Source organism: Sphingomonas sp. CFBP 8765 (assembly GCF_014841445.1).
Taxonomy (GTDB): domain Bacteria; phylum Pseudomonadota; class Alphaproteobacteria; order Sphingomonadales; family Sphingomonadaceae; genus Sphingomonas; species Sphingomonas aerolata.
In genome coordinates, this window is sequence record NZ_JACYTY010000006.1 from 49765 (window position 1) to 73218 (window position 23454).

General features: G+C 68.3%; 20 protein-coding genes. 19 read left to right on the plus strand and 1 reads right to left on the minus strand.

Annotated features, from left to right (window positions below; translation table 11 throughout):
• Positions 1-157 precede the first annotated feature (157 nt).
• From IFT87_RS15310 to IFT87_RS15345, 8 genes are all read left to right on the plus strand, one after another.
• Complete coding sequence (locus tag IFT87_RS15310) at positions 158-4822, plus strand: NAD-glutamate dehydrogenase domain-containing protein (RefSeq protein WP_192191196.1); 4665 nt, start codon at positions 158-160, stop codon at positions 4820-4822.
• A 153-nt stretch (positions 4823-4975) separates the two neighbouring features.
• Complete coding sequence (gene cobS, locus IFT87_RS15315; protein ID WP_031393922.1) at positions 4976-5980, plus strand: cobaltochelatase subunit CobS; 1005 nt, start codon at positions 4976-4978, stop codon at positions 5978-5980.
• A 4-nt stretch (positions 5981-5984) separates the two neighbouring features.
• Entirely contained in the window at positions 5985-7808 is a 1824-nt protein-coding gene (cobT, locus tag IFT87_RS15320) for a cobaltochelatase subunit CobT (protein WP_037530861.1), read from the plus strand.
• Positions 7809-7830: 22 nt separating this feature from the next.
• The gene (locus IFT87_RS15325) at positions 7831-8073 is read left to right on the plus strand and encodes a ribbon-helix-helix domain-containing protein (RefSeq protein WP_037530859.1); all 243 of its coding nucleotides are present in this window, start codon (positions 7831-7833) and stop codon (positions 8071-8073) included.
• 74 nt (positions 8074-8147) lie between these two features.
• Positions 8148-10652: a TonB-dependent receptor gene (locus IFT87_RS15330; protein ID WP_249403386.1), complete on the plus strand. Its 2505-nt coding sequence runs from the start codon at positions 8148-8150 to the stop codon at positions 10650-10652.
• Between the two features lie 8 nt (positions 10653-10660).
• The gene (locus IFT87_RS20515; protein WP_037530855.1) at positions 10661-11407 is read left to right on the plus strand and encodes a tetratricopeptide repeat protein; all 747 of its coding nucleotides are present in this window, start codon (positions 10661-10663) and stop codon (positions 11405-11407) included.
• Positions 11401-12084: a Fe2+-dependent dioxygenase gene (locus IFT87_RS20520; RefSeq protein ID WP_107045083.1), complete on the plus strand. Its 684-nt coding sequence runs from the start codon at positions 11401-11403 to the stop codon at positions 12082-12084. The genes IFT87_RS20515 and IFT87_RS20520 overlap by 7 nt, the downstream gene beginning before the upstream one ends.
• The gene (locus IFT87_RS15345; RefSeq protein WP_031441068.1) at positions 12077-12664 is read left to right on the plus strand and encodes a DUF922 domain-containing protein; all 588 of its coding nucleotides are present in this window, start codon (positions 12077-12079) and stop codon (positions 12662-12664) included. The genes IFT87_RS20520 and IFT87_RS15345 overlap by 8 nt, the downstream gene beginning before the upstream one ends.
• Before the next feature lie 4 nt (positions 12665-12668).
• On the opposite strand, the gene IFT87_RS15350 is transcribed toward IFT87_RS15345, so the two are convergent.
• Positions 12669-13193: a J domain-containing protein gene (locus IFT87_RS15350; RefSeq protein ID WP_081877806.1), complete on the minus strand. Its 525-nt coding sequence runs from the start codon at positions 13191-13193 to the stop codon at positions 12669-12671.
• Between the two features lie 122 nt (positions 13194-13315).
• Here IFT87_RS15350 and IFT87_RS15355 point away from each other — a divergent pair, with 122 nt between their 5' ends.
• The 11 genes from IFT87_RS15355 to IFT87_RS15405 all read left to right on the plus strand — a co-directional run bounded on the left by IFT87_RS15355 (position 13316) and on the right by IFT87_RS15405 (position 23403).
• Positions 13316-13603 carry a BolA family protein gene (locus tag IFT87_RS15355; RefSeq protein WP_031396501.1) on the plus strand — a complete coding sequence of 96 codons (288 nt, stop codon included), beginning with the start codon at positions 13316-13318 and terminating at the stop codon, positions 13601-13603.
• Positions 13603-14310 carry a glutathione S-transferase gene (locus IFT87_RS15360; RefSeq protein WP_037530853.1) on the plus strand — a complete coding sequence of 236 codons (708 nt, stop codon included), beginning with the start codon at positions 13603-13605 and terminating at the stop codon, positions 14308-14310. The genes IFT87_RS15355 and IFT87_RS15360 overlap by 1 nt, the downstream gene beginning before the upstream one ends.
• Positions 14311-14452: 142 nt before the next feature.
• Positions 14453-14899, plus strand: a complete 447-nt coding sequence (locus IFT87_RS15365; RefSeq protein WP_056408949.1) for an NUDIX hydrolase — start codon at positions 14453-14455, stop codon at positions 14897-14899.
• On the plus strand, positions 14889-15788 hold the full coding sequence (locus tag IFT87_RS15370; RefSeq protein WP_037530851.1) for a pirin family protein: 900 nt from the start codon (positions 14889-14891) through the stop codon (positions 15786-15788). The genes IFT87_RS15365 and IFT87_RS15370 overlap by 11 nt, the downstream gene beginning before the upstream one ends.
• Positions 15789-15935: 147 nt before the next feature.
• Positions 15936-16811 carry an alpha/beta fold hydrolase gene (locus IFT87_RS15375; protein WP_192191197.1) on the plus strand — a complete coding sequence of 292 codons (876 nt, stop codon included), beginning with the start codon at positions 15936-15938 and terminating at the stop codon, positions 16809-16811.
• Positions 16812-16963: 152 nt separating this feature from the next.
• A complete protein-coding gene (locus tag IFT87_RS15380) occupies positions 16964-17443 on the plus strand; it encodes an RcnB family protein (protein ID WP_037530847.1) in 480 nt (159 codons plus the stop codon).
• A 98-nt stretch (positions 17444-17541) separates the two neighbouring features.
• Complete coding sequence (gene hisG / locus IFT87_RS15385; RefSeq protein ID WP_037530845.1) at positions 17542-18207, plus strand: ATP phosphoribosyltransferase; 666 nt, start codon at positions 17542-17544, stop codon at positions 18205-18207.
• Positions 18204-19499 carry a histidinol dehydrogenase gene (gene hisD / locus IFT87_RS15390; RefSeq protein ID WP_037530842.1) on the plus strand — a complete coding sequence of 432 codons (1296 nt, stop codon included), beginning with the start codon at positions 18204-18206 and terminating at the stop codon, positions 19497-19499. Before hisG ends, hisD begins: the two co-directional genes overlap by 4 nt.
• A 199-nt stretch (positions 19500-19698) precedes the next feature.
• Positions 19699-20154: a transcription antitermination factor NusB gene (gene nusB / locus IFT87_RS15395; protein WP_037530839.1), complete on the plus strand. Its 456-nt coding sequence runs from the start codon at positions 19699-19701 to the stop codon at positions 20152-20154.
• A 108-nt stretch (positions 20155-20262) separates the two neighbouring features.
• Positions 20263-21150: a thiamine-phosphate kinase gene (gene thiL / locus IFT87_RS15400; RefSeq protein WP_192191198.1), complete on the plus strand. Its 888-nt coding sequence runs from the start codon at positions 20263-20265 to the stop codon at positions 21148-21150.
• A 96-nt stretch (positions 21151-21246) separates the two neighbouring features.
• A complete protein-coding gene (locus tag IFT87_RS15405; RefSeq protein ID WP_192191199.1) occupies positions 21247-23403 on the plus strand; it encodes a sodium-translocating pyrophosphatase in 2157 nt (718 codons plus the stop codon).
• Positions 23404-23454 lie beyond the last annotated feature (51 nt).

A 23454-nucleotide genomic window follows, 5' to 3' on the forward strand; every position in this document is an offset into this window, starting at 1 on the left:
GACGCGGCCCTCACCGCGCAGGCGATGGCCGCGATCGGGTAGGCGAAAACCGTGTTCGCGCCGCGCCGTCGCGCATCCGAATGCTGCACCGCAACAGCGGTGTTCGCACCTGCCACAAGCCTTGAGGTCGTATGCTACCCGGCGCATAGGCGCGGTCATGGCTGATCTTTCCACGACGCTGACCGACGCGCTGGCCGCCCGGTTGACTGAACGCGCGCTTCCGGGCGAACTCAAGGACTTCGGCACGACGGAGGCGGCGCACGCCGCGGCTTTCGTCGTCGCCACGGCGCTTCGCCGCGACGATGGCGCGCCCGCCATCGCGCTCGAACCGATCAGCGCCGACGACACGCGCCGCCGCATGCGGCTGGCGATCGTCAACGACGACATGCCGTTCCTGGTCGATTCGATTTCCGCCGCGATCGCCGCGCAGGACATCGCGATCGATCGCATCATCCACCCGGTCGTTCACACGACGCGCAGCCCCGACGGCGTGCTCCAGGCGATCGGCGACACCGGCCCCGCCGAATCGATGATCTATCTCGAGATGGAGCGCGCGGATGCCCGCGATCGGCGCGGGCTGATCGAGGAACTGACCGGCGTGCTCGCCGATGTGCGCGCGGCGGTGAAGGACTGGCGCGCGATGCAGGGCGCGATGGCGACCGATATCGCGCTGCTCCACAGCGATGGCCCCGATGCGGAAGGCGCCGCGCTGCTGCGCTGGTTCCTCGACGGGCATCTGACGTTGCTCGGGCATCAGGTCTGGCACCGCGACGGCAGCGGCGGCGCCGCGCTCGGCATCGCGCGCAATCCGCATGCCGTGCCGATCCTGGCGGAGGCCTCACGCGCGCTCGCGATCCAGTGGTTCGAGGCGGGCAATCTCGCCCCCCTGCTGCTGAAGTCGAACCTGATCTCGACCGTCCACCGCGCCGTCCCGCTCGATCTGGTCGTGGTCCCGGTGATCGAGGGCGAGACGATCGCGGGACTGTCGATCTACAGCGGTCTGTGGACCAGCGCGGCGCTGGCGACGATGCCGCGCGACGTGCCGATCCTGCGCACGCGGCTCGCCGCGATGAAGGCGAAATTCGGCTTCGATCCGCGCGGCCATGCGGGCAAGGCGCTGACCCACGCATTCACCGCCCTGCCCCATGATCTGGTGATCGCGTTCGCGCCCGACGCGCTCGAGGAACTCGCACTGACCGCGATGAGCCTGGCCGACCGGCCGCGTCCCGCGCTGGTGCTGGTCGCATCGCCGCTCGGCCGCCATCTGTTCGGCTTCGTCTGGCTGCCGCGCGACGACGTCACGACCGGCCGCCGCGCCGCGATCGGCGAGATGCTCGCCGAGGCCGCGAATGCCACCGTGCTGAACTGGTCGATCGCGCTCGAGGACGGCGAGACCGCGATGCTGCGCTACACGCTCGACCTGCGCGGCGAAGGCCGCGTGCCCGACGTCGCGCCGCTCGCGCTCAGGCTGCAGCGGATGGTCCGCGGCTGGGTGTCCGACGTCGAGGCCGCGCTGGTCGAGACCTTGCCCTCGCCGCGCGCCGCCCGCCTCGCGCTGCGCTGGGCCGCCGCCTTCCCGCAAAACTATCGCAACCTCAGCAGCCCCGCCGAAGCGGCCGAGGACATCCAGCGGCTCGCCGCGCTCGACGGGCCGGGGTCGCGCGGGGTGCGCCTTATCTCCAGCGCGCCCGGCGAAGACCGCCAGCTCAAGATCTACAAGCTGGGCGGCGCGCTGCCGCTGTCCGATGCCGTGCCGGTGCTCGAGAATTTCGGTTTCCGCGTGATCGGCGAATTGCCGACCCGGCTGCAGGAGGACAGCGATCCCTTCGTGCACGACTTCGTGCTCGAGGCGAACGATGCGGTCGCGCAGGCCGACGCCGCGACGCTCGAGCGCGCGATCGCCGCGGTGCTCGAAGGCGCGGCGGAGAACGACGCGTTCAACCGGCTGATCGTCGAGGTCGGGATGAGCCCGCAGGCGGTCGTGCTGTTCCGCGCCTGGTTCCGCTATCTGCGCCAGGCCGGGCTGCCCTACGGCCTGACGACGGTGGTCGACGCGCTGCGCCGCGCGCCGAGAGTCGCGACCGCGCTGATCGCGCGCTTCGCCGCCGCGCATGATCCGGCCGATGCCGGGCATCCCGCCGATGCCGACGCGACGATCGAGGCCGGGCTCGACGCGGTGACCGCGATCGACGACGACCGCATCCTGCGCGCCTATCACAGCCTGGTCGGCGCGACGCTGCGCACCAACGCCTTCACGCCCGCCGCGGCCGAAGCGCTCGCGTTCAAGCTCGACAGCCACCTGATCCCCGGCCTCCCCGCGCCCGTGCCATGGCGCGAGATCTGGGTGTACAGCCCGCGGATCGAGGGCATCCATCTGCGCGCCGGCCCGGTCGCGCGCGGTGGCCTGCGCTGGTCCGACCGCCGCGACGATTTCCGCACCGAGATTCTCGGGCTGATGAAGGCGCAGCGCGTCAAGAACGCGGTGATCGTGCCGACCGGCGCGAAGGGCGGCTTTTATCCCAAACAGCTCCCCGCCCCGTCCAACCGCGACGCGTGGCTGGCGGAAGGGACCGAGAGCTACCGGATCTTCATCCGCACGCTGCTGTCGATCACCGACAACATCGTCGAGGGCAAGGTCGTCCATCCGGCGGGCGTCGCGATCCTCGACGGCGAGGATCCCTATTTCGTCGTCGCCGCGGACAAGGGCACCGCGACGTTCAGCGACGTCGCCAACGCGCTCGCGCTCGAGCGTGACTTCTGGCTGGGCGACGCGTTCGCGAGCGGCGGCTCGGTCGGCTATGATCACAAGGCTATGGGCATCACCGCCAAGGGCGCCTGGGTCTCGGTCCAGCGTCACTTCGCCGAGCGCGGCATCGACGTGCAGAGCGATTCGATCACCGTCGTCGGCTGCGGCGACATGTCGGGCGACGTGTTCGGCAACGGCATGCTGCTGTCGAAGTCGCTCAAGATCGTCGCGGCGTTCGACCATCGCCACATCTTCATCGATCCGAACCCCGATCCCGCCGCAAGCTGGGACGAGCGCGCGCGCATGTTCGCCCTCCCCCGGTCGAGCTGGGCGGATTACGACACCGCGCTGATCTCCGAAGGCGGCGGCGTCTATCCGCGCACCGCCAAGGTCATCCGTCTCTCGCCCGAGGCGCAGGCCGTGCTCGGCATCGCGGTCGACGAGATCGAACCCGGCGCGCTGATTTCCGCGATCCTCAAGGCGCCCGCCGACCTGCTCTGGTTCGGCGGCATCGGCACCTATGTGAAGGCGGCATCCGAGAACAACGTCCAGGTCGGCGATCCCGCCAACGACCGGCTGCGCGTCAATGCCGAGGATCTGCGCGTCACCGCGATCGGCGAAGGCGCCAATCTCGGCGTCACGCAGGCCGCGCGCATCGCGTTTTCCGAGCGTGGCGGGCGGATCAACACCGACTTCATCGACAATTCGGCGGGCGTCGACTGCTCGGATAACGAGGTCAACATCAAGATCGCGCTGAACCGCGAGATGATCGAGGGACGCCTGGGCTACGAGGATCGCAATGCGCTGCTCGCCAGCATGACCGACGACGTCGCGCATCTCGTGCTCGAGGACAACCGGCTCCAGACGCTCGCGCTGTCGATCGCCGAGGGCGCGGGCGCGCTGGGGGGCCCCGGCGGCCTTGGTGGCGCGACCGGCGGCGGTGGCGGGCCGGGCTCGATGCCGAGCTATGTCCGCGTCATCGAGATCTTCGAGGGCAGCGGACGGCTCGATCGCGCGGTCGAGGGGCTGGCCGCCAATGACGACCTGCTCCGCCGCGGGCTCGACGGCCATGGCCTGACGCGTCCGGAACTCGCGGTGCTGCTCGCCACCGCGAAGCTCGCGCTGCAGGATTCGATCGAGCACGCCGGGCTCGGCGACGACCCTGCGCTCAAGCCCGATCTTCACGCCGCCTTCCCGGCCGCGATGCGCGAGCATTTCGCGCAGGCGATCGACGACCACCGGCTGCGCGGCCAGATCGTCGCGACCAAGCTCGCCAACCGCATCGTCAACCGGCTCGGCGTGCTCCACCCGTTCGAGCTGGCCGAAGAGGAAGGCGCGGCGATGGGCGATATCGCGGCGATGTTCGTCGTCGCCGAACGGCTGTTCGACCTGCCCTCGCTCTGGGCGGACATCGAGTCACGACCGATGCCCGAGGCCGCACGCATCGCGCTGTTCGACGAGGTGGCGGTGGCGACGCGCTCGCAGATCGCGGATCTGCTGCGCGTGTCCGCGCCCGGCACGATGCCGGGTGCCGTGCTCGCGCGGCTCGCCAAGGGGATCACGCATCTCGATGGCCAGACCAAGGCGCTGCTCCTCGAGGAGGCGAGCGCGCAGAGCGACCGCATCGCCGCGCAGCTCGAGACGGCAGGTGCCCCGCACGACCTCGCGATCAAGGTGGTCCGGCTGTTCGAGCTCGACGGTGCGGTCGGGCTAGCCGATCTCGGCGAGCGCCTCGCGCTCGACGAGGCGGTGCTGACCCGCGCCTTCACGCATCTCGGACAGGCGCTCGGGCTCGACTGGGCACAGGCCAATGCGGCGCGGATCACGCCGTCGGATCCGTGGGAACGGCTGCTCATCGCCGGACTTGCGCGCGATTTCCAGCAGTTGCGGCTGGAGTTCCTCGCACGGTGCGGAGCCAGGGATCCGCAGGGCGCGGTCGACACATGGCTGGCGAGCAATGCCACCCGCGTCGCGCAGTTCAAGGCGGTGATCGACCGTGCGCGCCACGCCGCCGTCCCGAACGCCGCGATGCTCGCGCAGATCGCCAGCCAGGCGCGCGTACTGCTCGGCCGATAGGCGCAAACCGAAGCCCTGCCCCGCCACATTCCCGGCGGGGCGGGAACCCATCGCGCGTCCGGCGGTTCGATGATGTCTTCCCGACAATCGCGTACGTCGCGGTTGAGTATTCACCCGCGCTTGGCCTAGAGCTACCGGGAACACGAGGCCAGCATGACCGATATCCCCAATACCCAGCCTGACAGCCGCGAGACGACGATCCTCGACGCCCCCGACCGCATGGTGAAGGTGCGCGAGATGTTCGGGATCGATTCCGACATGGAGGTACCCGCCTTCTCCGAAGCGGACGAGCGCGTCCCCGATCTCGACCCCGCCTATGTCTTCGACGCGGACACCACGCTCGCGGTCCTTGCGGGCTTTGCGCACAACCGTCGCGTGATGGTCCAGGGCTATCACGGCACCGGCAAGTCGACGCATATCGAGCAGGTCGCGGCACGGCTGAAATGGCCGTGCATCCGCATCAACCTCGACGCGCATATCAGCCGCATCGACCTGATCGGCCGCGACGCGATCGTCCTGAAGGACGGCCAGCAGATCACCGAGTTCCGCGAAGGCCTGCTCCCCTGGGCGCTGCAGACCCCGACCGCGCTCGTGTTCGACGAATATGACGCAGGCCGCCCGGACGTGATGTTCGTGATCCAGCGCGTGCTCGAGACCGAGGGCAAGCTGACGCTGCTCGACCAGAACCGCGTGATCCGCCCGAACCCCTGGTTCCGCCTGTTCGCGACCGCCAACACGGTCGGCCTCGGCGACACCAGCGGGCTGTATCACGGCACGCAGCAGATCAACCAGGGTCAGATGGACCGCTGGAACATCGTCGTCACGCTCAACTATCTGCCCGCCAAGGTCGAGGCACAGATCGTGCTCGCCAAGTCGGGGGAATATGACAAGCCCGACGGCAAGAAGGTCGTCGAGAACATGGTCCGCGTCGCCGACATGACCCGCAAGGGCTTCGTCAACGGCGACATCTCGACCGTGATGAGCCCGCGTACCGTCATAACCTGGGCGCAGAACGCGCTGATCTTCGGTGACGTCGGCTTCGCGTTCCGCCTGTCGTTCCTCAACAAGTGCGACGAGGCGGAGCGGTCGCTGGTCGCGGAATATTACCAGCGCGTGTTCGGCAAGGACCTGCCCGAGAGCGTGATGGGCAAGGCCTGAGGCCTTGGCGAACGAAACGCCCCTCGACCGGTTTAAGGCGGTTCTCGCTGGCACCGCGCGTGCGATCGCGGAGGAGCCCGAGGTCGAGCTCGCCTTCACCGCGGACGCGCCGGCGCAGTCGGGCAAGCACATCAAGGTGCCGATGCCCGCGCGCGCGCTGCCGCCCGAACAGGTCGCGGAAGCGCGCGGGTTCGCCGATGGCTTCGCGCTTCAGCTGAAGCATCACGACATCGCGCTGCATAACCGTGCCGCGCCGGTCGAGGCGGTCGCGCGTGCGGTGTTCGACGCGGTCGAGACCGCGCGCGTCGAGGCGCTCGGGTCGCGCGGCTATACCGGGATCAGCGACAATCTCGCCATGGCGCTCGACGTCCGGCTGCGCGCCGACCCGATCACGCGCGCGCGCAACCGGGACGAGGTGCCGTTGTCGACCGCGCTCGGGTTGATGGTGCGCGAGCGGCTGACCGGGCAGGAATCGCCCGCGGTCGCCGCCCCCGGCCTCGCGCTGGTGCGCGAGTGGATCGAGCAGAAGACCGATCTCGACGCGCTGGCCTATGCGATCGACGACCAGAAGACGTTCCAGGGCCTGGCGCGCAAGATGCTCGCCGAGCTCGAGCTCGTCCAGGCGGACCAGGTCCCCGAGGAGAGCGAAGAGGGCGGCTCCGAGGATGAGGGCACCGACGAGCAGCAGCAGGACGAGGGCGACGAAGGCGACGACCAGGGCGAGGACGGCCAGGGCGAAGTCGAGGCGCGCGGCGAGCAGTCCGAGCAGCAGAACGAGGAAAGCGACGGCCAGGAGCAGAGCGACGAGTCGATGGACGACATCGACGGCGAGCCCGGCGATGACGGCGAGGAGGGCATGCAGCCCGTCCGTCCCAACCGCCCGATGGCGGACATGGGCACCGCGTTCGACTACAAGCCATGGACGACGCAGTTCGACGAGGTGATCGCCGCGACCGAGCTGTGCGATGCCGAGGAACTGGCGCGACTGCGCGGCTATCTCGACCAGCAGCTGGTCCATCTCCAGTCCGCGGTCTCGAAACTCGCCAACCGCCTGCAGCGCCGGCTTATGGCGCAGCAGTCGCGCTCCTGGGATTTCGATCAGGAGGAGGGTATCCTCGACGCGGCGCGGCTCGCCCGCGTGATCGTCAACCCCACGCTGTCGCTCAGCTACAAGGCCGAGCGCGAGACCGATTTCCGCGACACCGTCGTCACGTTGCTGATCGACAATTCGGGGTCGATGCGCGGGCGCCCGATCTCGATCGCCGCAATCAGCGCGGACATCCTCGCGCGCACGCTCGAACGCTGCGGCGTGAAGACCGAGATCCTCGGCTTCACCACGCGCGCGTGGAAGGGCGGCCAGTCGCGTGAGACCTGGCTCGCGGCCGGTCGTCCGCCCCAGCCCGGCCGTCTCAACGACATCCGCCACATCGTCTACAAGCGCGCTGACGAGCCATGGCGGCGCGCACGCAACTCGCTCGGGCTGATGATGCGCGAAGGGTTGCTGAAGGAAAATATCGACGGCGAGGCGCTGATGTGGGCGCACGCCCGGCTCGTCGCGCGGCCCGAGGAACGCCGCATCCTGATGGTGATCAGCGACGGCGCACCGGTCGATGATTCGACGCTCAGCGTGAATTCGGGGTCCTATCTCGAACGTCATCTGCGTCAGGTGATCGGCTGGATCGAGACCAGGTCGCCGGTCGAGCTCGTCGCGATCGGCATCGGCCACGACGTGACGCGCTATTATGCGCGCGCGGTGACGATCATGGACGTCGAACAGCTCGGCGGGACGATCATCGAACAGCTCGCATCGCTCTTCGACACCGAGTGACGGCCATTCGGCCACCGCGCGCGTGATCGCCCCCCCGCGCGGCGGGTTTGCAGGCCCCGTGAAGCGGTCGATCACGATCGCCGGTCACCAGACGTCGATCAGCCTCGAACCGATCTTCTGGCATGCACTCGAGCGCGAGGCGGTCCGGCTCGGCCTGCCCTTGTCGGCGCTGGTCGCCGAGATCGACGCGCTGCGCATCGTCGCGGACGTGCCCCCGAACCTTGCCAGTGCCTTGCGGAGCTGGCTGTTCGCCTCGTCGACTTGAGAACCAGTCGCATTAGCATTGACAGTGCGAACGACTCTCAATAGCGATGCCCCAAGAGCAAAAGGGGTTTCACTATGTCGATTGTTTCGCCGTGGGGCGCCGCGCCGCGTCCTGCCACGATGCCCGCCTTCCTGGCCCTGTCCTGCATCGGCGCCTTCACGACCGCGCCGGCGTTCGCCGCCGATGCCGACCGGACGACGGCGACGCCTAAGGCCACGGCGGATACGGCCGACGTGCAGCACCGTGACGAGATCCTGGTCAACGGCCACCGCGAACGCGACGCCGGCCCGAAACAGGTCGCGCCGCTGGTCGATACCCCGCGCTCGATCATCGTCCTGCCCAAGGAGGTGATCGAACAGACCGGTTCGAACAGCCTCGCGGATGCGCTGCGCACCGTGCCCGGCATCACCTTCGGCGCCGCGGAGGGCGGCAATCCGATCGGCGACCGCCCCTTCATCCGCGGGTTCGACAGCCAGGGCAGCATCTTCGTCGACGGTGTCCGCGACCTCGCCTCGCAGACGCGCGAGGTGTTCGCGGTCGAATCGGTCCAGATCGTCCGCGGGTCCGATTCGACGCTCGGCGGCCGCGGCTCGGCGGGCGGCACGATCAACATCCTGTCGCGTCTGCCCGTGCTCGACACGTTCGGATCGCTCAGCGGCAGCTATGGCGAGGCGGACTATAAGCGGGTCACCGGCGACCTGAACCTCAAGATCTCCGACACCGCGGCGTTCCGGATCCAGGGCATGTGGCACGACCAGGATGTCGCGGGCCGCGATGCGATCTGGCAGAAGCGCTGGGGCGTGGCGCCCTCCGTCGCGATCGGGCTCGGCACGCCGACCCGGCTGACCGCGAGCTTCTATCATATGGAAAGCAGCGAACTGCCCGACAGCGGCATCCCCTATCTCTACACGATCAACAATCACCCCGGCACCGGCAGCGTCACGACACGGCCCGCGCTCGGGACCGTGACGACCGCGGGCGGCCAGACCGGCTTTGTCTCCCGGAAAAACTTCTACGGGCTGGCCGCGCGCGACTTCCGCGACGCCGACACCAACCAGGCGACGATCCGCGTCGAGCATGATTTCGGCGGCATCACGCTGCGCAACACCGCACGCTACACGCACAGCACGCAAAGCTTCATCTTCACCCTCCCCGACGACAGCCAGGGCAATGTCTATGGCACCACCGCGACCAATACGGGCGCGAACGTGACCAATGGCGGCTATGTCTGGACGCGCGGCAACACGCGCTACGGCTATAGCGAGAGCATCGTCGACCAGACCGACCTTTACGGCAAATTCAATACCGGCGGCATCGAGCACAGCTTCTCGCTCGGCACCGAGCTTTCATGGGAAAAGACGCGGCGCGGCACGTTCGTGTCGGCGAACGGCTCGACGATCTCGCCACGCTGCAACACGGCGACGATCGCGCGCTCCTATTGCGTCAGCCTGTTCAATCCGGATCCCTATGCGCCATGGGTCAATTACGCGAGCGACACGTCGACGACGCAGACCCCGATCGCACGGGGCGCGGTGTCGACCGAAACGCAGAACGACGCGAATACCAAGGTGGTCTACGCGTTCGATTCGATCACGCTGATGCCCGCGCTGATCCTGAACCTGGGCGCGCGTTACGACCGGTTCGAATCGACGATCACCCTGCCGGGCGCAACGCAGACGAAGCTCACGCGCGTCGACAACCTCTTCAACTGGCAAGCAGGGCTCGTCTTCAAGCCGACCCCCGAAACCAGCCTCTATGCGAGCTACGCGACCGCCGCGACGCCGCCGAACAGCCTGCTCGGCGAAGGCCGCGAGGATAACGCGATCACCGTCGCAGTGCTCGGGCTGTTGAAGCCGCAAAAGACCAAGTCCTACGAGGTCGGCGCCAAGGCGAGCCTGTTCGCCGAGAAGCTGCAGCTCGGCGCGGCGGTGTTCCAGACGGAGATTTCCAACGCGCGCGTGCTCGACGACACGAACACCGCATCGTTCATCGGCGAGACGCGGATCCGCGGGTTCGAGTTCAACGTCAGCGGGACGATCCTCCCCGGCTGGACCGTCTTTGGCGGCTTCACGCATCTCGACCCGAAGATCATCGACGGCGGCTTCACGACGCTGACCGCCCCCGCGATCACGACGACCGCGAACGGGGTGACGACCGTCGTCCAGCCTGCGCGGACCACCGGCGTCGTGTCGGTCAACACCGGCAAGCAGGTGCCGCAGACCGCGAAGAACAGCTTCACCGCAACGACCAATATCGACGTGACGAAGCGGCTGCAGATCGGCGGCACCGCGCTGTACATGGACGAACAGATCGGCGGCTATGCCGACAATCGCAGCGCGCGGCAGACTGCGGCGGGCGTCGTCACGGTAACCCCCGCGACAAAGGTCCTCACCCGCAGCACGCCCGGTTACTGGCGGTTCGATGCGCGGGCCAGCTACAAGCTGACCGACATGATCGACCTCAGCGTCAACGCGCAGAACCTGACCAACAAGACCTATTTCTCGCAGACCTATGCCAGCCACTATGCCACGCTCGCCGCGGGCCGTACGGTGTTCGGCACGGTCAACCTGCGGTTCTGAGGACCAGAGTGACGGCGCTAGACACACTTTCGCCCGACGCCATCGCCGCGCGCCTCTCCGGCACTCCGGAGGACCGCGCGGCGTTCGTGCGCGAGGCGGCGGACGCCGGCGTGGCGGAGGCACAGGCGGTCTACGGGCAGATGCTGCTCGACGGTGCCGGCGTCGCGGCCGATCCGGCTGCCGCCCTGGCCTGGTTCGTCAGGGCGGCGGCGCAGCATCACGTGATGGCGCTCAACATGGTCGGGCGCTGCTACGATCTCGGCTGGGGCACGCCGGTCGACAAGGCGCGTGCGGCCGAATGCTACCGGGTCGCGGCTGCGCGCGGGCTCGACTGGGCGATGTACAATTACGCGACGCTGCTGGCGCTGGGCGACGGCGTGCCCGAGGACAGGCCGGCCGCGCTCGCTTTGCTGGAGAAAGTTGCGGCGATGAACACAGGGCTTGCCAGCGCGAAGGCGATCAACTTCGTCGGCAGCTTTGCCGAGGATGGCTGGGCCTGCCCCCGCGACCTCGCGCGTGCCGCGGCCTGCTATGCCAGCGCGGCAGAGGGCGGCGATTTCCGCGGCTGTTTCAACCATGCGCGGATGCTCGGTGCGGCGGGCGAGATCGACGCTGCGCTCGGCTGGCTCGAACAGGCCGGCGCGCGGGGCAACGCCGCGTTCGTGACGAAGGCGCAGGCGTTTCTCGCGGCCAGCGACATCGCGGCGTTCCGCACGCGCGGCGTCGCGGCGTTGCGGGAGGGCGCGCAGTGCTGATCGCGGTTCCAGACGTGCTCGATTCCGCCGGCGTCGCGCGGGTCCGTGCGCTGATCGACGCGGCCGAGTGGGTCGACGGCAACGCGACCTCGGGCGTGCAAAGCGCGCTCGCCAAGCGCAACGAACAATTGCCCGAGGAGTCCGCCGCGGCGAAGGACGCCGGCGGCATGATCCTCGACGCGCTGGGGCAGTCGGCGCTGTTCATCGCCGCCGCGCTGCCGCTGAAGGTCTTCCCGCCGCTGTTCAACCGCTATGCCGGCGGGCAGGATTTCGGGCTGCACGTCGACACCGCGATCCGTATCCGCCGCGGCAGCGATTTCCGGATCCGCAGCGACCTGTCGGCGACGCTCTTTCTCGACGATCCCGAAAGCTATGACGGCGGCGAACTGGTGATCGAGGATCAGTTCGGACCGCAATCGGTCAAGTTGCCCGCCGGGCACATGGTCGTCTATCCCGCCTCCAGCCTGCACCGTGTGACACCGGTGACGCGCGGCGTGCGGACCGCGTCGTTCTTCTGGCTTCAGTCGATGGTCCGCGACGACGGCGCGCGCCGGATCCTGTTCGATCTCGACCAGGGCGTGCAGGCGGTCGCCGCGGCGCAAGGGATGGGCGACCCGGCGACGATCCGGCTGACCGGCGTCTATCACAATCTGCTCCGTCGCTGGGCCGATGCGTGACCACGCCCTGCCGATCCGGCCCCTCGTCGCGCTGCTCGCGATCGCGGGGCTCACCAGCCAGTCGAGCGCGCAGGCTAACGCCGCGTTTGCCGGAATACCGGACGTGACGATCGACTATTACCCGGTCGATGGCGGCGATGCGATGGCGGTCCGCCGGGCGATCGACGCCGCCCGACCGACCGATGCGCATGACGGCCGCCGGGTCGATGCGCTGAGCAGCTGGGACCTGCGCTGGTCCTGGCCGCGAACCAGACACGGCGGCTGCGATCTTGCGGCGACGACGATCCGATACAAGGCAACGGTGCGCATGCCGCAACTCGCCGCGACCGCCCGGCTGACCGCCGCCGAGCGCGCCGATTGGGACCGCTACGTCGCGGCGCTCGCCCGGCACGAAGCGGGGCATGTCCGCTACACCTATCGCCACCGCGGCGACATCCTGGCCACGATCAGGCGGGCGACCTGCCGGACCGCGGACGCCGCCGCACGGGCAGCGCTGGCCCGGCTCGACGCCTATCAGATCGCCTATGACCGCGAGACGGAGCATGGCACCAAGGACGGGGCAAGCTTCCCCGCCTCCTGACCCGTCAGGCGAACGCCGCGGCACCCTTCAGATGCTGATAGGCGGCGATGACCTTCTGCAACTCCGATTCATGCGCCCGGTCCCCGCCGTTGCGATCGGGATGATAGCGCCGCACCAGCTCGCTATAGCGTTTGCGCAGCGCGGTGCGGTCGGTGTCGGTCCCCAGCCCCAGCACGCGCAGCGACCGCCGCTCGCCATCGGACAGCACGCGACCATCCTTGCGCGCAGCCGCCATCCGCTCGCCGAACCGCGCGCCGATCGCGTCGATTGGGTCAGCAAAGTCTGCCCATTTGGGCGGCGTGTCGCCGCCGCCATGCGCAAAGGCCCGCGTCTCGCGTTCCCATCCCGCCATCGGCCGCTGCGCATGGTGGATCTCGTCCGCGGTCATCCCGTCGAAATAATTATAGCCTGCGTTGAACGCGCGGACATGCTCGAGGCAGAACCAGCGGAATTGCGGCGGCCCGCCATCGCTCGGCCCCTCGAGCGGCGGCGCGCGGAATTCGCCGGGTTCGGCACAGCCCGGCCACATGCACACACGCCCGCTGCCCTCCACGCGCCCGTGGAAACGGGGGCTGGGCCGGTCCTTGCGCTCTTTTCTCGCGTCTTGCGTCACCGGCTCCCCGTCTATCCAAAACGGGCTATATAGGTCGGATGACAGACCTCGCCACCGGCTCCGTACAGGACCAGATCACCGCGCGCCTCACCGCCGCGCTCGCCCCGACCCATCTGACCGTCGTCAACGAGAGCGCGCTGCATGCCGGACATATGGGGGACGACGGCACCGGCGAGACGCATTTTCGTGTCGAGGTGGAAGCACCGGCGTTCCAAGGGCTTAACCGCGTCGCCCGGCAGCGCCTCGTGAACCACGCGCTCGCCGAACTGCTCAGCACACAGATCCACGCGCTCGCGATCAAGGCGCGCGCGCCTGGAGAGGCATGATGGCCTATACGCTCTGGTACTGGCCCGGCCTCCAGGGCCGCGGCGAATTCGTCCGGCTTGCGCTCGAAGGCGGCGAGATTCCCTATACGGATGCGGCGCACGATCGCGGTGCCGAGGCGCTGATGGCCGATCTGAACGACCGCACCGGCCGCACGCCCTTCGCCCCGCCCTATCTCGAACTCAATGGTCTGGTGATCGCACAGGTCGCCAACATCCTGATGTATCTGGGCGAACGCCACGACCTCGCGCCATCGAACATGGCCGATCGGCTGTGGCTCAACCAGCTGCAGCTGACGTTCGCCGATCTCGTCGCGGAGGTCCACAACGTCCACCATCCGGTCGCGATGATGGACTATTACGCCGACCAGAAGCCCGAGGCCGCGCGCGCCGCGAAGCAGTTCCGCGAGGAGCGGCTGCCCAAATTCCTCGGTCACTTCGACGATGCGGCACAGGCCAATCCGGGCGAATGGCTGATCGACCATCGCTGGACCTATGCCGACACCTCGCTGTTCCAGATCGTCGAGGGGCTTCGCTACATGTTTCCGCAGCGGATGCGCACGCTCGAACCCGACTATCCCAACCTGATCCGAATCCGCGACCAGGTCGCCGAGATCCCCGCGATCAGGGCCTATCTGAACAGCGACCGGCGGATCGCGTTCAACACCGACGGCATCTTCCGCCACTATCCCGAACTCGACGCCGCATGAGCCTTGGTCGCCTCCTCACATCGAACACCTCCCCGGCGAAGGCCGGGGTCCAGTTGGGGGACAGGCATAACAATGGGCGGTCCGTTGCCATATCGACCTATCCAACTGGACCCCGGCCTTCGCCGGGGAGGTGCCTCGGGCTGTGAGAACCCCGCGCCCCGCCGCGCGCATCCTGCTCGTCGACGCGCAGGACCGCGTGCTGATGTTCCGCTTCACCCCCGACGATCGCCCGCCGCTCTGGTGCACGCCGGGCGGTGCGGTCGATCCGGGAGAAAGCTACGCCGCCGCCGCCCGTCGCGAGCTTTGGGAAGAGGTCGGGCTCGACATGGATTGCGGCCCCGAGGTCGCGCGCCGCGTCGTCGACTTCCGCACCTTCGAGGGCGTCGAGGTGACCGCCGACGAACGCTATTTCCGCGTCGACGTCGATACGTGCGACGTGGCGGCGGGCGGGCTCACCGATCAGGAGCGCAAGCTGCTCGTCGGTCACCGCTGGTTTTCCCGAAACGACATCGCGGGGCATGACGAAGTCCTCTATCCAGCGGACCTCGTCGAACTCCTCGACGCCACGGAGACACGCCATGCTGGATGATTTCGTCCTCCAGACCATCCTGCCCTCGACGCATGATCTGGGCGGCTTCAAGGTCCACCGCACCTTGCCGAACAAGGACCGGACGATGGTCGGCCCGTTCCTGTTCTTCGACCAGATGGGCCCCGCGCATCTCGAGGTCGGTACGGGCATCGACGTGCGCCCGCATCCGCACATTAACCTGTCGACCGTCACCTATCTGTTCGACGGCGCGATCGACCACCGCGACTCGCTCGGCACGAAGGCACGGATCGAGCCCGGCGCGGTCAATCTGATGACCGCGGGTCACGGCATCGTCCATTCCGAACGCTCGCCCGGTGACGAGCGCGCCGGCGGGCCGAACCTGTCGGGTATCCAGACCTGGCTGGCGCTGCCCGAGGCGGTCGAGGAGATCGATCCCGCGTTCGAACACGTCACCAAGGCGCAGCTGCCGGTGATCGAGGCGCATGGCGCGCGCTCGCGGATCATCATGGGGAGTCTCTGGGGCCAGAGCGCGCCGACCACAACCTATTCGGGCACGATCTACGCCGACATCGCGCTCGACCCGGGTGCGAGCGTGCCGATCGACGCGGCGGCGGAGGAGCGCGCGGTCTATCTCGCCATGGGCGAGGCGACGCTGGAGGGCGTGCCGCTCGAGCCGCAGGTGCTCTACGTCCTGCGCCCCGGCATCGCGGCGACGCTGCGCTCGGCGAGCGGCGGGCGGGCGATGCTGTGCGGCGGCGATGCGTTCACGACGCCGCGCCACGTCTGGTGGAACTTCGTCAGCTCGAACCGCGACCGGATCGAACAGGCGAAACGCGACTGGAATGCGGGCAATTTCCCGCAGGTCCCGGGCGATGAGAAGGAACGGATCGAGATACCCGCGATACCCAAGACGGTCAGCTACCCCTGACCCTCAGGTAAATCCTCCCCCGCCAGGGGGAGGATCGCAAAATGGATCCGGCCCTTGTCCCGCCCTGCGCGGTACCGCACACTCCCCCTATCGGTGCAGACCATATCGACCCCCGGCCAGATCCGGGGCACCACGCGGGAGAGAGACATGACCGAGCTGCAGAGCCTCCGACTTTCCACCGGCGTCGACCTCGACGTCGCGATCAGCGGCGATCCGGGGCATCCGCCCGTCATTCTCCTCCACGGCTTCCCCGAATCGCACCGCACCTGGCGCCACATCGCCCCCGACCTCGCGCGCGACCATTATGTCATCGCCCCCGACCAGCGCGGCTATGCGCGCTCGTCGAAGCCCGAGGGCGTCGCCAATTACACCCCCGACAAGATTGTCGCCGACCTGCTCGCGCTCGCCGATCAGCTCAAGATCGACCGCTTCACGCTGGTCGGGCATGACTGGGGCGGCGCGGTCGCCTGGATGGCCGCGCTCCACCATCCCGACCGGATCGAACGGCTGGTGATCGTCAACGCGCCCCACCCGCTCGTCTTCCAGCGGACGATCTTCGACGACCCCGAACAGCGCAAGGCGAGCCAGTATATCCGCCGGTTCCGCGACACGAGTATCGACCAGGGCCTCACCGGCACGGGCCTCGAGAAATTCCTCGGCTCGACCTTCGCGCATCACGTGACGCAGGCGATCGCGGGCAAGGACAAGGCCGCCTATCTCGACGAATGGTCGCAGCCCGGCGCGATGACCGCGATGCTCAACTGGTACCGCGCCAGCGCGATCGTCGTCCCCGCGATGGACGAGACCCCGCCCCGCCCCGCCTTTCTCGACGCGCCCTTCCCGCCGATGAAGATGCCGGTGCTGGTGATCTGGGGCATGCGCGACACCGCGCTGCTGCCAAGCCAGCTCGACCTCGCCGACTATGTCCCCGAGCTGACGATCGAGAAGGTCGATGCGGGCCATTTCGTCCCCTGGGAAAAACCCGACGCGGTGATCGCCGCGATGCGCCGCTGGGGGATCTGACCGCCCAATCCTCGTCATCCTGACGAAAGTGGTGGAAGGCGTAGATGCCACCTGTCTGAATCCTGACCACCGCATTCTGAAACCGTTCAGCGGCCGGGGAGCAAATCTCCTGTCATGCCGTTTGATACGGCGACGAAGACAGGAGAGCAGTCATGCGTAAGTTGATCCTCGCGGCCGTAGCCGCCGCCACCTTGGTTCCCACGTTCGCCACCGCGCAGAGCTATGGCGAAGTCCGCCGCAGCGACCGTGAAGTGCGTCAGAGCCAGCGCGAACTTCAGCAGGCGCGCCGTTTCGGCGACCGCGGCGACGTCCGCGATGCCCGCCGCGAGTTGCGCGAAGACCGTCAGGAGCGCCGCGAGGACTGGCGCGACTATCGCCGCAGCCACGCCAACGTCTATCGTCGTCCGGCCTATGTCGGCCCGCGCGGCTATCGTTATCGCCCGATCAACGTCGGCCACCGGTTCGCGCCGCAATATTATGGCCGCAACTACTGGATCAACGACTACCAGACCTATCGCCTGCCCCGCCCAGGCTTCGGCTATCAGCGCTGGGTCCGCTATGGCCGCGACGTCGTCCTGGTCGACACGCGCAACGGTCGCGTCGCACAGGTCAACAACGGCTTCTTCTACTAAGGCGCCACGACGGCCCGGGAGCGATCCCGGGCCGTATTGTTGTGGCGATCGGGGCGATCCGGTTGCACCCTCCCCAGCCCGATCGTAAAGCCCGGCGCGTGCCAGACTCCCAGATCATCATCGCCGTCCCGAAGGGACGTATCCTAGCCGAGGCTTTGCCGCTGCTCGCCCGCGCCGGCATCCATCCCGAAGCGGCGTTTTCGGACGAGGACAGCCGCGCGCTCCGCTTCGCGACCAACGACCCCGACATCTCGCTGATCCGCGTCCGCGCGTTCGATGTCGCGACCTTCGTCGCGCACGGCGCGGCGCAGCTCGGCATCGTCGGCTCTGACGTGATCGCCGAATTCGGCTATTCCGAACTCTATGCCCCGGTCGATCTCGGCATCGGTCATTGCCGCCTGTCGGTCGCCGAGCCCACCGCAATGGCGGCGAAGGACGATCCGCGCGGCTGGAGCCATGTCCGCGTCGCGACCAAATATCCGCACGTCACCGCCGCGCATTTCGCCGCCCGCGGCGTCCAGGCCGAATGCGTGAAGCTGAACGGCGCGATGGAGCTCGCCCCGACGCTTGGCCTCGCGCCGCGCATCGTCGACCTCGTCTCGTCGGGCCGCACGCTCAAGGAAAACGGCCTGGTCGAGGTCGAGCGGATCATGGACGTCACCAGCCGCCTGGTCGTCAACCGCGCCGCGATGAAGACGCGCGCTCGGGTGGTGCCGCTGGTCGAGGCGTTCCGTCGTGCCGTCGAGCAGGAGCAGGCCGCATGATCCGCCTTTCCACCACCGACGCCGACTTCGCCGACCGCTTCACCGCGCTCGTCGAGGACCGCCGCGAATCGGACGCCGGCGTCACGCAGGATGTCGCCGCGATCATCGCGTCCGTCCGCCGCGACGGCGAGACCGCGCTGCGCGACCTGACGCAAAAGCACGACCGCCACGACCTCGAAGCGACCGGCTGGCAGATCGACGCCGCCGACTGCAAGGCCGCGTTCGACGCGCTCGAGCCCGAGCTGCGCACCGCGCTCGAACTCGCCGCGACGCGGATCCGCGCCTATCACGAGAAACAGCGCCCGCTCGACAGCGACTCGGTCGATTCGGCGGGTGTCCGGCTCGGCGCACGCTGGCTGCCGGTCGACGCGGCGGGCATCTACGTCCCCGGCGGCCGTGCGGCCTACCCCTCGTCGCTGCTGATGAACGCGATCCCCGCCAAGGTCGCGGGCGTCGGTCGTCTCGCGATGGTCACGCCGACGCCGGACGGCCAGATCAACCCGCTCGTCCTCGCCGCCGCGCATCTCGCGGGCGTCGACGAGGTCTGGCGCGTCGGTGGCGCGCAGGCCGTCGCCGCGCTCGCTTACGGCGCGGGCCGGGTCGCGCCCGTCGACGTCATCACCGGCCCCGGCAACGCCTGGGTCGCGGAGGCCAAGCGCCAGGTCTACGGCGTCGTCGGCATCGACATGGTCGCGGGGCCGTCCGAGATCGTCGTCGTCGCGGATGCGCTCAACGACCCCGAATGGACCGCCGCCGACCTGCTCAGCCAGGCCGAGCACGACACCACGACGCAGTCGATCCTGTTCACCGACGACGCGGCGTTTGCCGACAAGGTCGCCGACGCGGTCGATCGCCAGCTCAGCGAACTCGCCACCGAGGCGGTCGCGCGCGTCGCCTGGGATGCGAACGGCGCGATCATCGTCGTCGACACGCTGGCGGACGCGATCCCGCTGGTCGACCGGCTCGCCGCCGAGCATCTCCAGCTCGCCATCCCCGACCCGCAGGGCTTCTTCGACCGCGTCCGCCATGCGGGCTCGGTGTTCCTCGGCCGCTACACCCCCGAGGCGATCGGCGATTACGTGGCGGGCCCGAACCACGTCCTGCCGACCGGCCGCCGCGCGCGGTTCGCGAGCGGCTTGTCGGTGCTCGACTTCATGAAGCGCACCAGCTTCCTCGCGCTCGACGAAGCCGCCTTGCGTGAACTCGGCCCCGCGACCGTCGCACTCGCCAACGCCGAGGGTTTGCCGGCCCACGCAAAATCGGTGGCGTTGCGGCTTCGCCTCAACCACTGATTTTTGTTCGCGCGGAGGCGCGGAGGCGCGGAGATGTTGTACGCGGCGCAGCCGCCCCGATCCTCACCAGCGGGTTATTGGAGGGCCGCTGCGCGGTAAGGTCGACACCTCCGCGCGAACCAATCTTCTTCACTCCCCCCACGCGTAAGAAACGCGAAGGGCTGACACGCAAGCCCCCCGCGCGTACAGGCAACCGCTTATGTCCAGAACCGCTCCCCGCACCAAGGAACGCGCCGCCGCGCGACTCGCCGCCGTCCAGGCGACCTATCAGCATGAGATGGAAGGTACCGCGATGCCCGTCCTGCTCAACGAATTCCACCAGCACCGGCTTGGCGCGACGATCGAAGACGTCGAATATGCCGAGGCGGACGTCGATTTCTTCGACGACCTCGTGACCGGTGCGAATGCCCGCAGCGGCGAGATCGATCTGCTGATCGAGGGCAAGCTCGCCAAGGGCTGGACGCTCGCCCGCCTCGACAAGCCGATGAAGGCGATCATCCGCGTCGGCACCTACGAACTGCTGGCGCGCAAGGACGTGCCGGTCGCCGCGGTGATCAGCGAATATGTCGACGTCGCGCACGCCTTTTACGACAAGCGCGAATCGGGCTTCGTCAACGGCCTGCTCGACGGCATCGCGAAAGAGGTCCGGGCGTAATCTATCGTCATCCTGGGCTTGACCCAGGACCCAGAGTAACAGGACGGAGCGTTCGTTACTCTGGGTCCTGACTTTCGTCAGGATGACGCTGCTGTATTGGCGGAGGACATGACCGAAGCCGAGTTCATTGCAGCCCTGCGCCGCCTCCCGCTCCACCCAGCGGCGCGCGGCCTGAACGACGACACCGCGCTGCTCGACGCAGGGCCGCTCGTCGTCACCACCGACACGCTGGTCGAGGGCGTGCATTTCCTCCCCATCGACCCCGCGCAGGATGTCGCGTGGAAGCTCGTCGCGACCAACCTCTCCGATCTCGCCGCCAAGGGCGCGGTTCCCGAGGGCATCCTGCTCAACTACCCGCTCGGCGACGACGCATGGGACCGCACGTTCCTCGAAGGCCTCGCCGACATCCTTACGGCCCATGACACGCGGCTGATCGGCGGCGACACGGTCACCCTCCCCCCGGGAGCACCCCGCATCCTCACCGTCACCGCCTTCGGCAGCGACGCCGCCGCCCCCGCCCGCGCCGGCGCGAAGCCGGGGGACGCGCTCTACGTCACCGGCACGATCGGCGATGCCGGGGCAGGACTGGCGATCGCGCTCGGCAAGCCTGGCCCGGCCGAGCTGCTCGCCGCGTATCGCCGCCCGCAGCCCCGCCTCGCCGATGGCCGCCGCCTCGCCCGCCACGTCCATGCGATGATGGACGTGTCCGACGGTCTGCTCATCGACGCCGCGCGCATGGCGCTCGCGAGTGGCCTCGCCGTCGCGATCGATCTCGCCGCCATCCCCCTCTCCGACGCCTATCGTGCCTATTCAGGCGATCGGGTCGCAGCGGCGACCGCAGGCGACGACTATCAGCTGCTGTTCGCCGCGCCCGAAGATTTCGCTACCGATGCCACCCGGATAGGGGCGTTCTTGACGGGATCGGGGCTGGTCCTTCACGATGCCGGCACGCCCGTCCCGCTGCCGCCAAGTCTAGGCTATGAGCACCGCGCCTGACGGTCGCTTGCGCAATACCCCTGCACTGATAGGTTCCTTGGACGGGACTCGGCAAAGCCGAGACCGGGGAGGAACTGAAAAAAGGGATAGTGCCGTATGACGACCGTCTATCTGGCCATGATCTGCGGCGTCATCGCCGTCCTATATGGCTTCGTCACCAGTCGGCAGGTCCTCGCCGCCTCCCCCGGCAATGCGAAGATGCAGGACATTGCCGCCGCCATCCAGGAGGGCGCAAAGGCCTATCTCGGCCGCCAGTACACGACCATCGCGATCGTCGGCGTCATCGTCGCCGTCATCCTGCTCGCCACGCTCGGCATGATCTCGACGATCGGTTTCGTCATCGGCGCGGTGCTGTCGGGGGTCGCGGGCTATGTCGGCATGAACATCTCGGTTCGGGCGAACGTCCGCACCGCAGAGGCCGCGCGCACCTCGCTCCAGGCCGGGCTGACGATGGCGTTCCGATCGGGCGCGGTCACCGGCATGCTCGTCGCGGGGCTCGGGCTGCTCGCGATCAGCGCCTTCTTCTGGTATCTCACCGGCTTTGCGGGTCACGCGCCCAACGACCGGATCATCGTCGAGGCACTGACCGCGCTCGCCTTCGGGGCCTCGCTGATCTCGATCTTCGCGCGTCTGGGCGGCGGCATCTTCACCAAGGCGGCCGACGTCGGCGCGGATCTGGTCGGCAAGGTCGAGGCGGGCATTCCCGAGGACGATCCCCGCAACCCCGCGGTCATCGCCGATAATGTCGGCGACAATGTCGGCGACTGCGCGGGCATGGCCGCCGACCTGTTCGAGACGTACGTCGTCACGCTGGGCGTCACGATGATCTCGATCGCGCTGCTGATCCAGGCGAGCGGCGCCGAGTTGATGCGTCTGATGACGCTCCCGCTGCTCGTCGGCGGCGTGTGCATCGTCACCTCGATCATCGGCACCTACATGGTCCGGCTCGGCGGCGGCAGCATCATGGGCGCACTCTACAAGGGCTTCTTCACCTCGACGATCCTGTCGATTCCCGCCATCTACCTCGCCACGCAGTACGTGCTCGGCGACCTTCACCGCGTGATCGGTGGTGCAGGCTATCTCGATCCCGCGACCGACGACCTGACCACCCAGGCCGCGCCGTCGCTGACGCAAAGCTTCACCGGCATGGACCTGTTCTGGTCGATGATGATCGGGCTGGTCGTCACCGGGCTGATCGTGTGGATCACCGAATATTACACCGGCACCAACCACCGCCCGGTCCAGTCGATCGCCAAGGCATCCGAGACCGGCCACGGCACCAACGTCATCCAGGGGCTCGCGATCAGCCTCGAATCGACTGCGATGCCGACGCTCGTCATCGTCGTCGCGGTGATCGTCGCCTACCAGCTCGCCGGGATCATCGGCATCGCCTTTGCCGCCACCGCGATGCTCGCCCAGGCGGGCATGGTCGTCGCGCTCGACGCGTACGGCCCGGTCACCGACAATGCCGGCGGGATCGCCGAGATGGCGGGCCTTCCCGATGACGTCCGACAGAAGACAGATGCGCTCGACGCGGTCGGCAACACCACCAAGGCGGTGACCAAGGGCTATGCGATCGGCTCGGCCGGGCTCGCCGCGCTCGTCCTGTTCGGCGCCTATACCACCGACCTCGCGACCTATTTCCCGCAGGTCACGGTCGATTTCAGCCTCAGCAACCCGTACGTCATCGTCGGCCTGCTGCTCGGCGCGCTGCTCCCCTATCTGTTCGGCGCGTTCGGGATGACCGCGGTCGGTCGCGCGGCGGGCGCGGTCGTCGAGGAGGTCCGCGCGCAGTTCCGCGACAATCCCGGCATCATGCTCGGCACCAGCCGCCCCAATTATGCGCGCACCGTCGATCTGGTGACGAAGGCGGCGATCCGCGAGATGATTGTGCCCTCGCTGCTGCCGGTGCTGTCGCCGATCGCGGTGTATTTCATCATCACCGCGGTCGCCGGCCAGGCCTCGGGCTTCGCCGCGCTCGGCGCGATGCTGCTCGGCGTGATCGTCTCGGGTCTGTTCGTCGCAATCTCGATGACGAGCGGCGGCGGCGCCTGGGACAATGCCAAGAAATATATCGAGGACGGCAACCACGGCGGCAAGGGATCTGAGGCGCACAAGGCCGCGGTGACCGGCGACACCGTCGGCGATCCCTACAAGGACACCGCCGGCCCGGCGGTGAACCCGATGATCAAGATCACCAACATCGTCGCGCTGCTGCTGCTCGCCGCACTCGCGGGCGGCGGGGTGGGCTGACGCGACGATCCTCCCCCGCAAGGGGGAGGTAGCAGGTGCAGCCTGACGGAG

Coding starts and splice junctions, on each gene's coding strand:
- IFT87_RS15310 (WP_192191196.1), top strand. CDS start 158: ATGGCTGATCTTTCCACGACGCTGACCGACGCGCTGGCCGCCCGGTTG.
- cobS (WP_031393922.1), top strand. CDS start 4,976: ATGACCGATATCCCCAATACCCAGCCTGACAGCCGCGAGACGACGATC.
- IFT87_RS15330 (WP_249403386.1), top strand. CDS start 8,148: ATGTCGATTGTTTCGCCGTGGGGCGCCGCGCCGCGTCCTGCCACGATG.
- IFT87_RS15345 (WP_031441068.1), top strand. CDS start 12,077: ATGCGTGACCACGCCCTGCCGATCCGGCCCCTCGTCGCGCTGCTCGCG.
- IFT87_RS15350 (WP_081877806.1), bottom strand. CDS start 13,193: ATGTGGCCGGGCTGTGCCGAACCCGGCGAATTCCGCGCGCCGCCGCTC.
- IFT87_RS15355 (WP_031396501.1), top strand. CDS start 13,316: ATGACAGACCTCGCCACCGGCTCCGTACAGGACCAGATCACCGCGCGC.
- IFT87_RS15360 (WP_037530853.1), top strand. CDS start 13,603: ATGGCCTATACGCTCTGGTACTGGCCCGGCCTCCAGGGCCGCGGCGAA.
- IFT87_RS15370 (WP_037530851.1), top strand. CDS start 14,889: ATGCTGGATGATTTCGTCCTCCAGACCATCCTGCCCTCGACGCATGAT.
- IFT87_RS15375 (WP_192191197.1), top strand. CDS start 15,936: ATGACCGAGCTGCAGAGCCTCCGACTTTCCACCGGCGTCGACCTCGAC.
- IFT87_RS15380 (WP_037530847.1), top strand. CDS start 16,964: ATGCGTAAGTTGATCCTCGCGGCCGTAGCCGCCGCCACCTTGGTTCCC.
- hisD (WP_037530842.1), top strand. CDS start 18,204: ATGATCCGCCTTTCCACCACCGACGCCGACTTCGCCGACCGCTTCACC.
- nusB (WP_037530839.1), top strand. CDS start 19,699: ATGTCCAGAACCGCTCCCCGCACCAAGGAACGCGCCGCCGCGCGACTC.
- thiL (WP_192191198.1), top strand. CDS start 20,263: ATGACCGAAGCCGAGTTCATTGCAGCCCTGCGCCGCCTCCCGCTCCAC.
- IFT87_RS15405 (WP_192191199.1), top strand. CDS start 21,247: ATGACGACCGTCTATCTGGCCATGATCTGCGGCGTCATCGCCGTCCTA.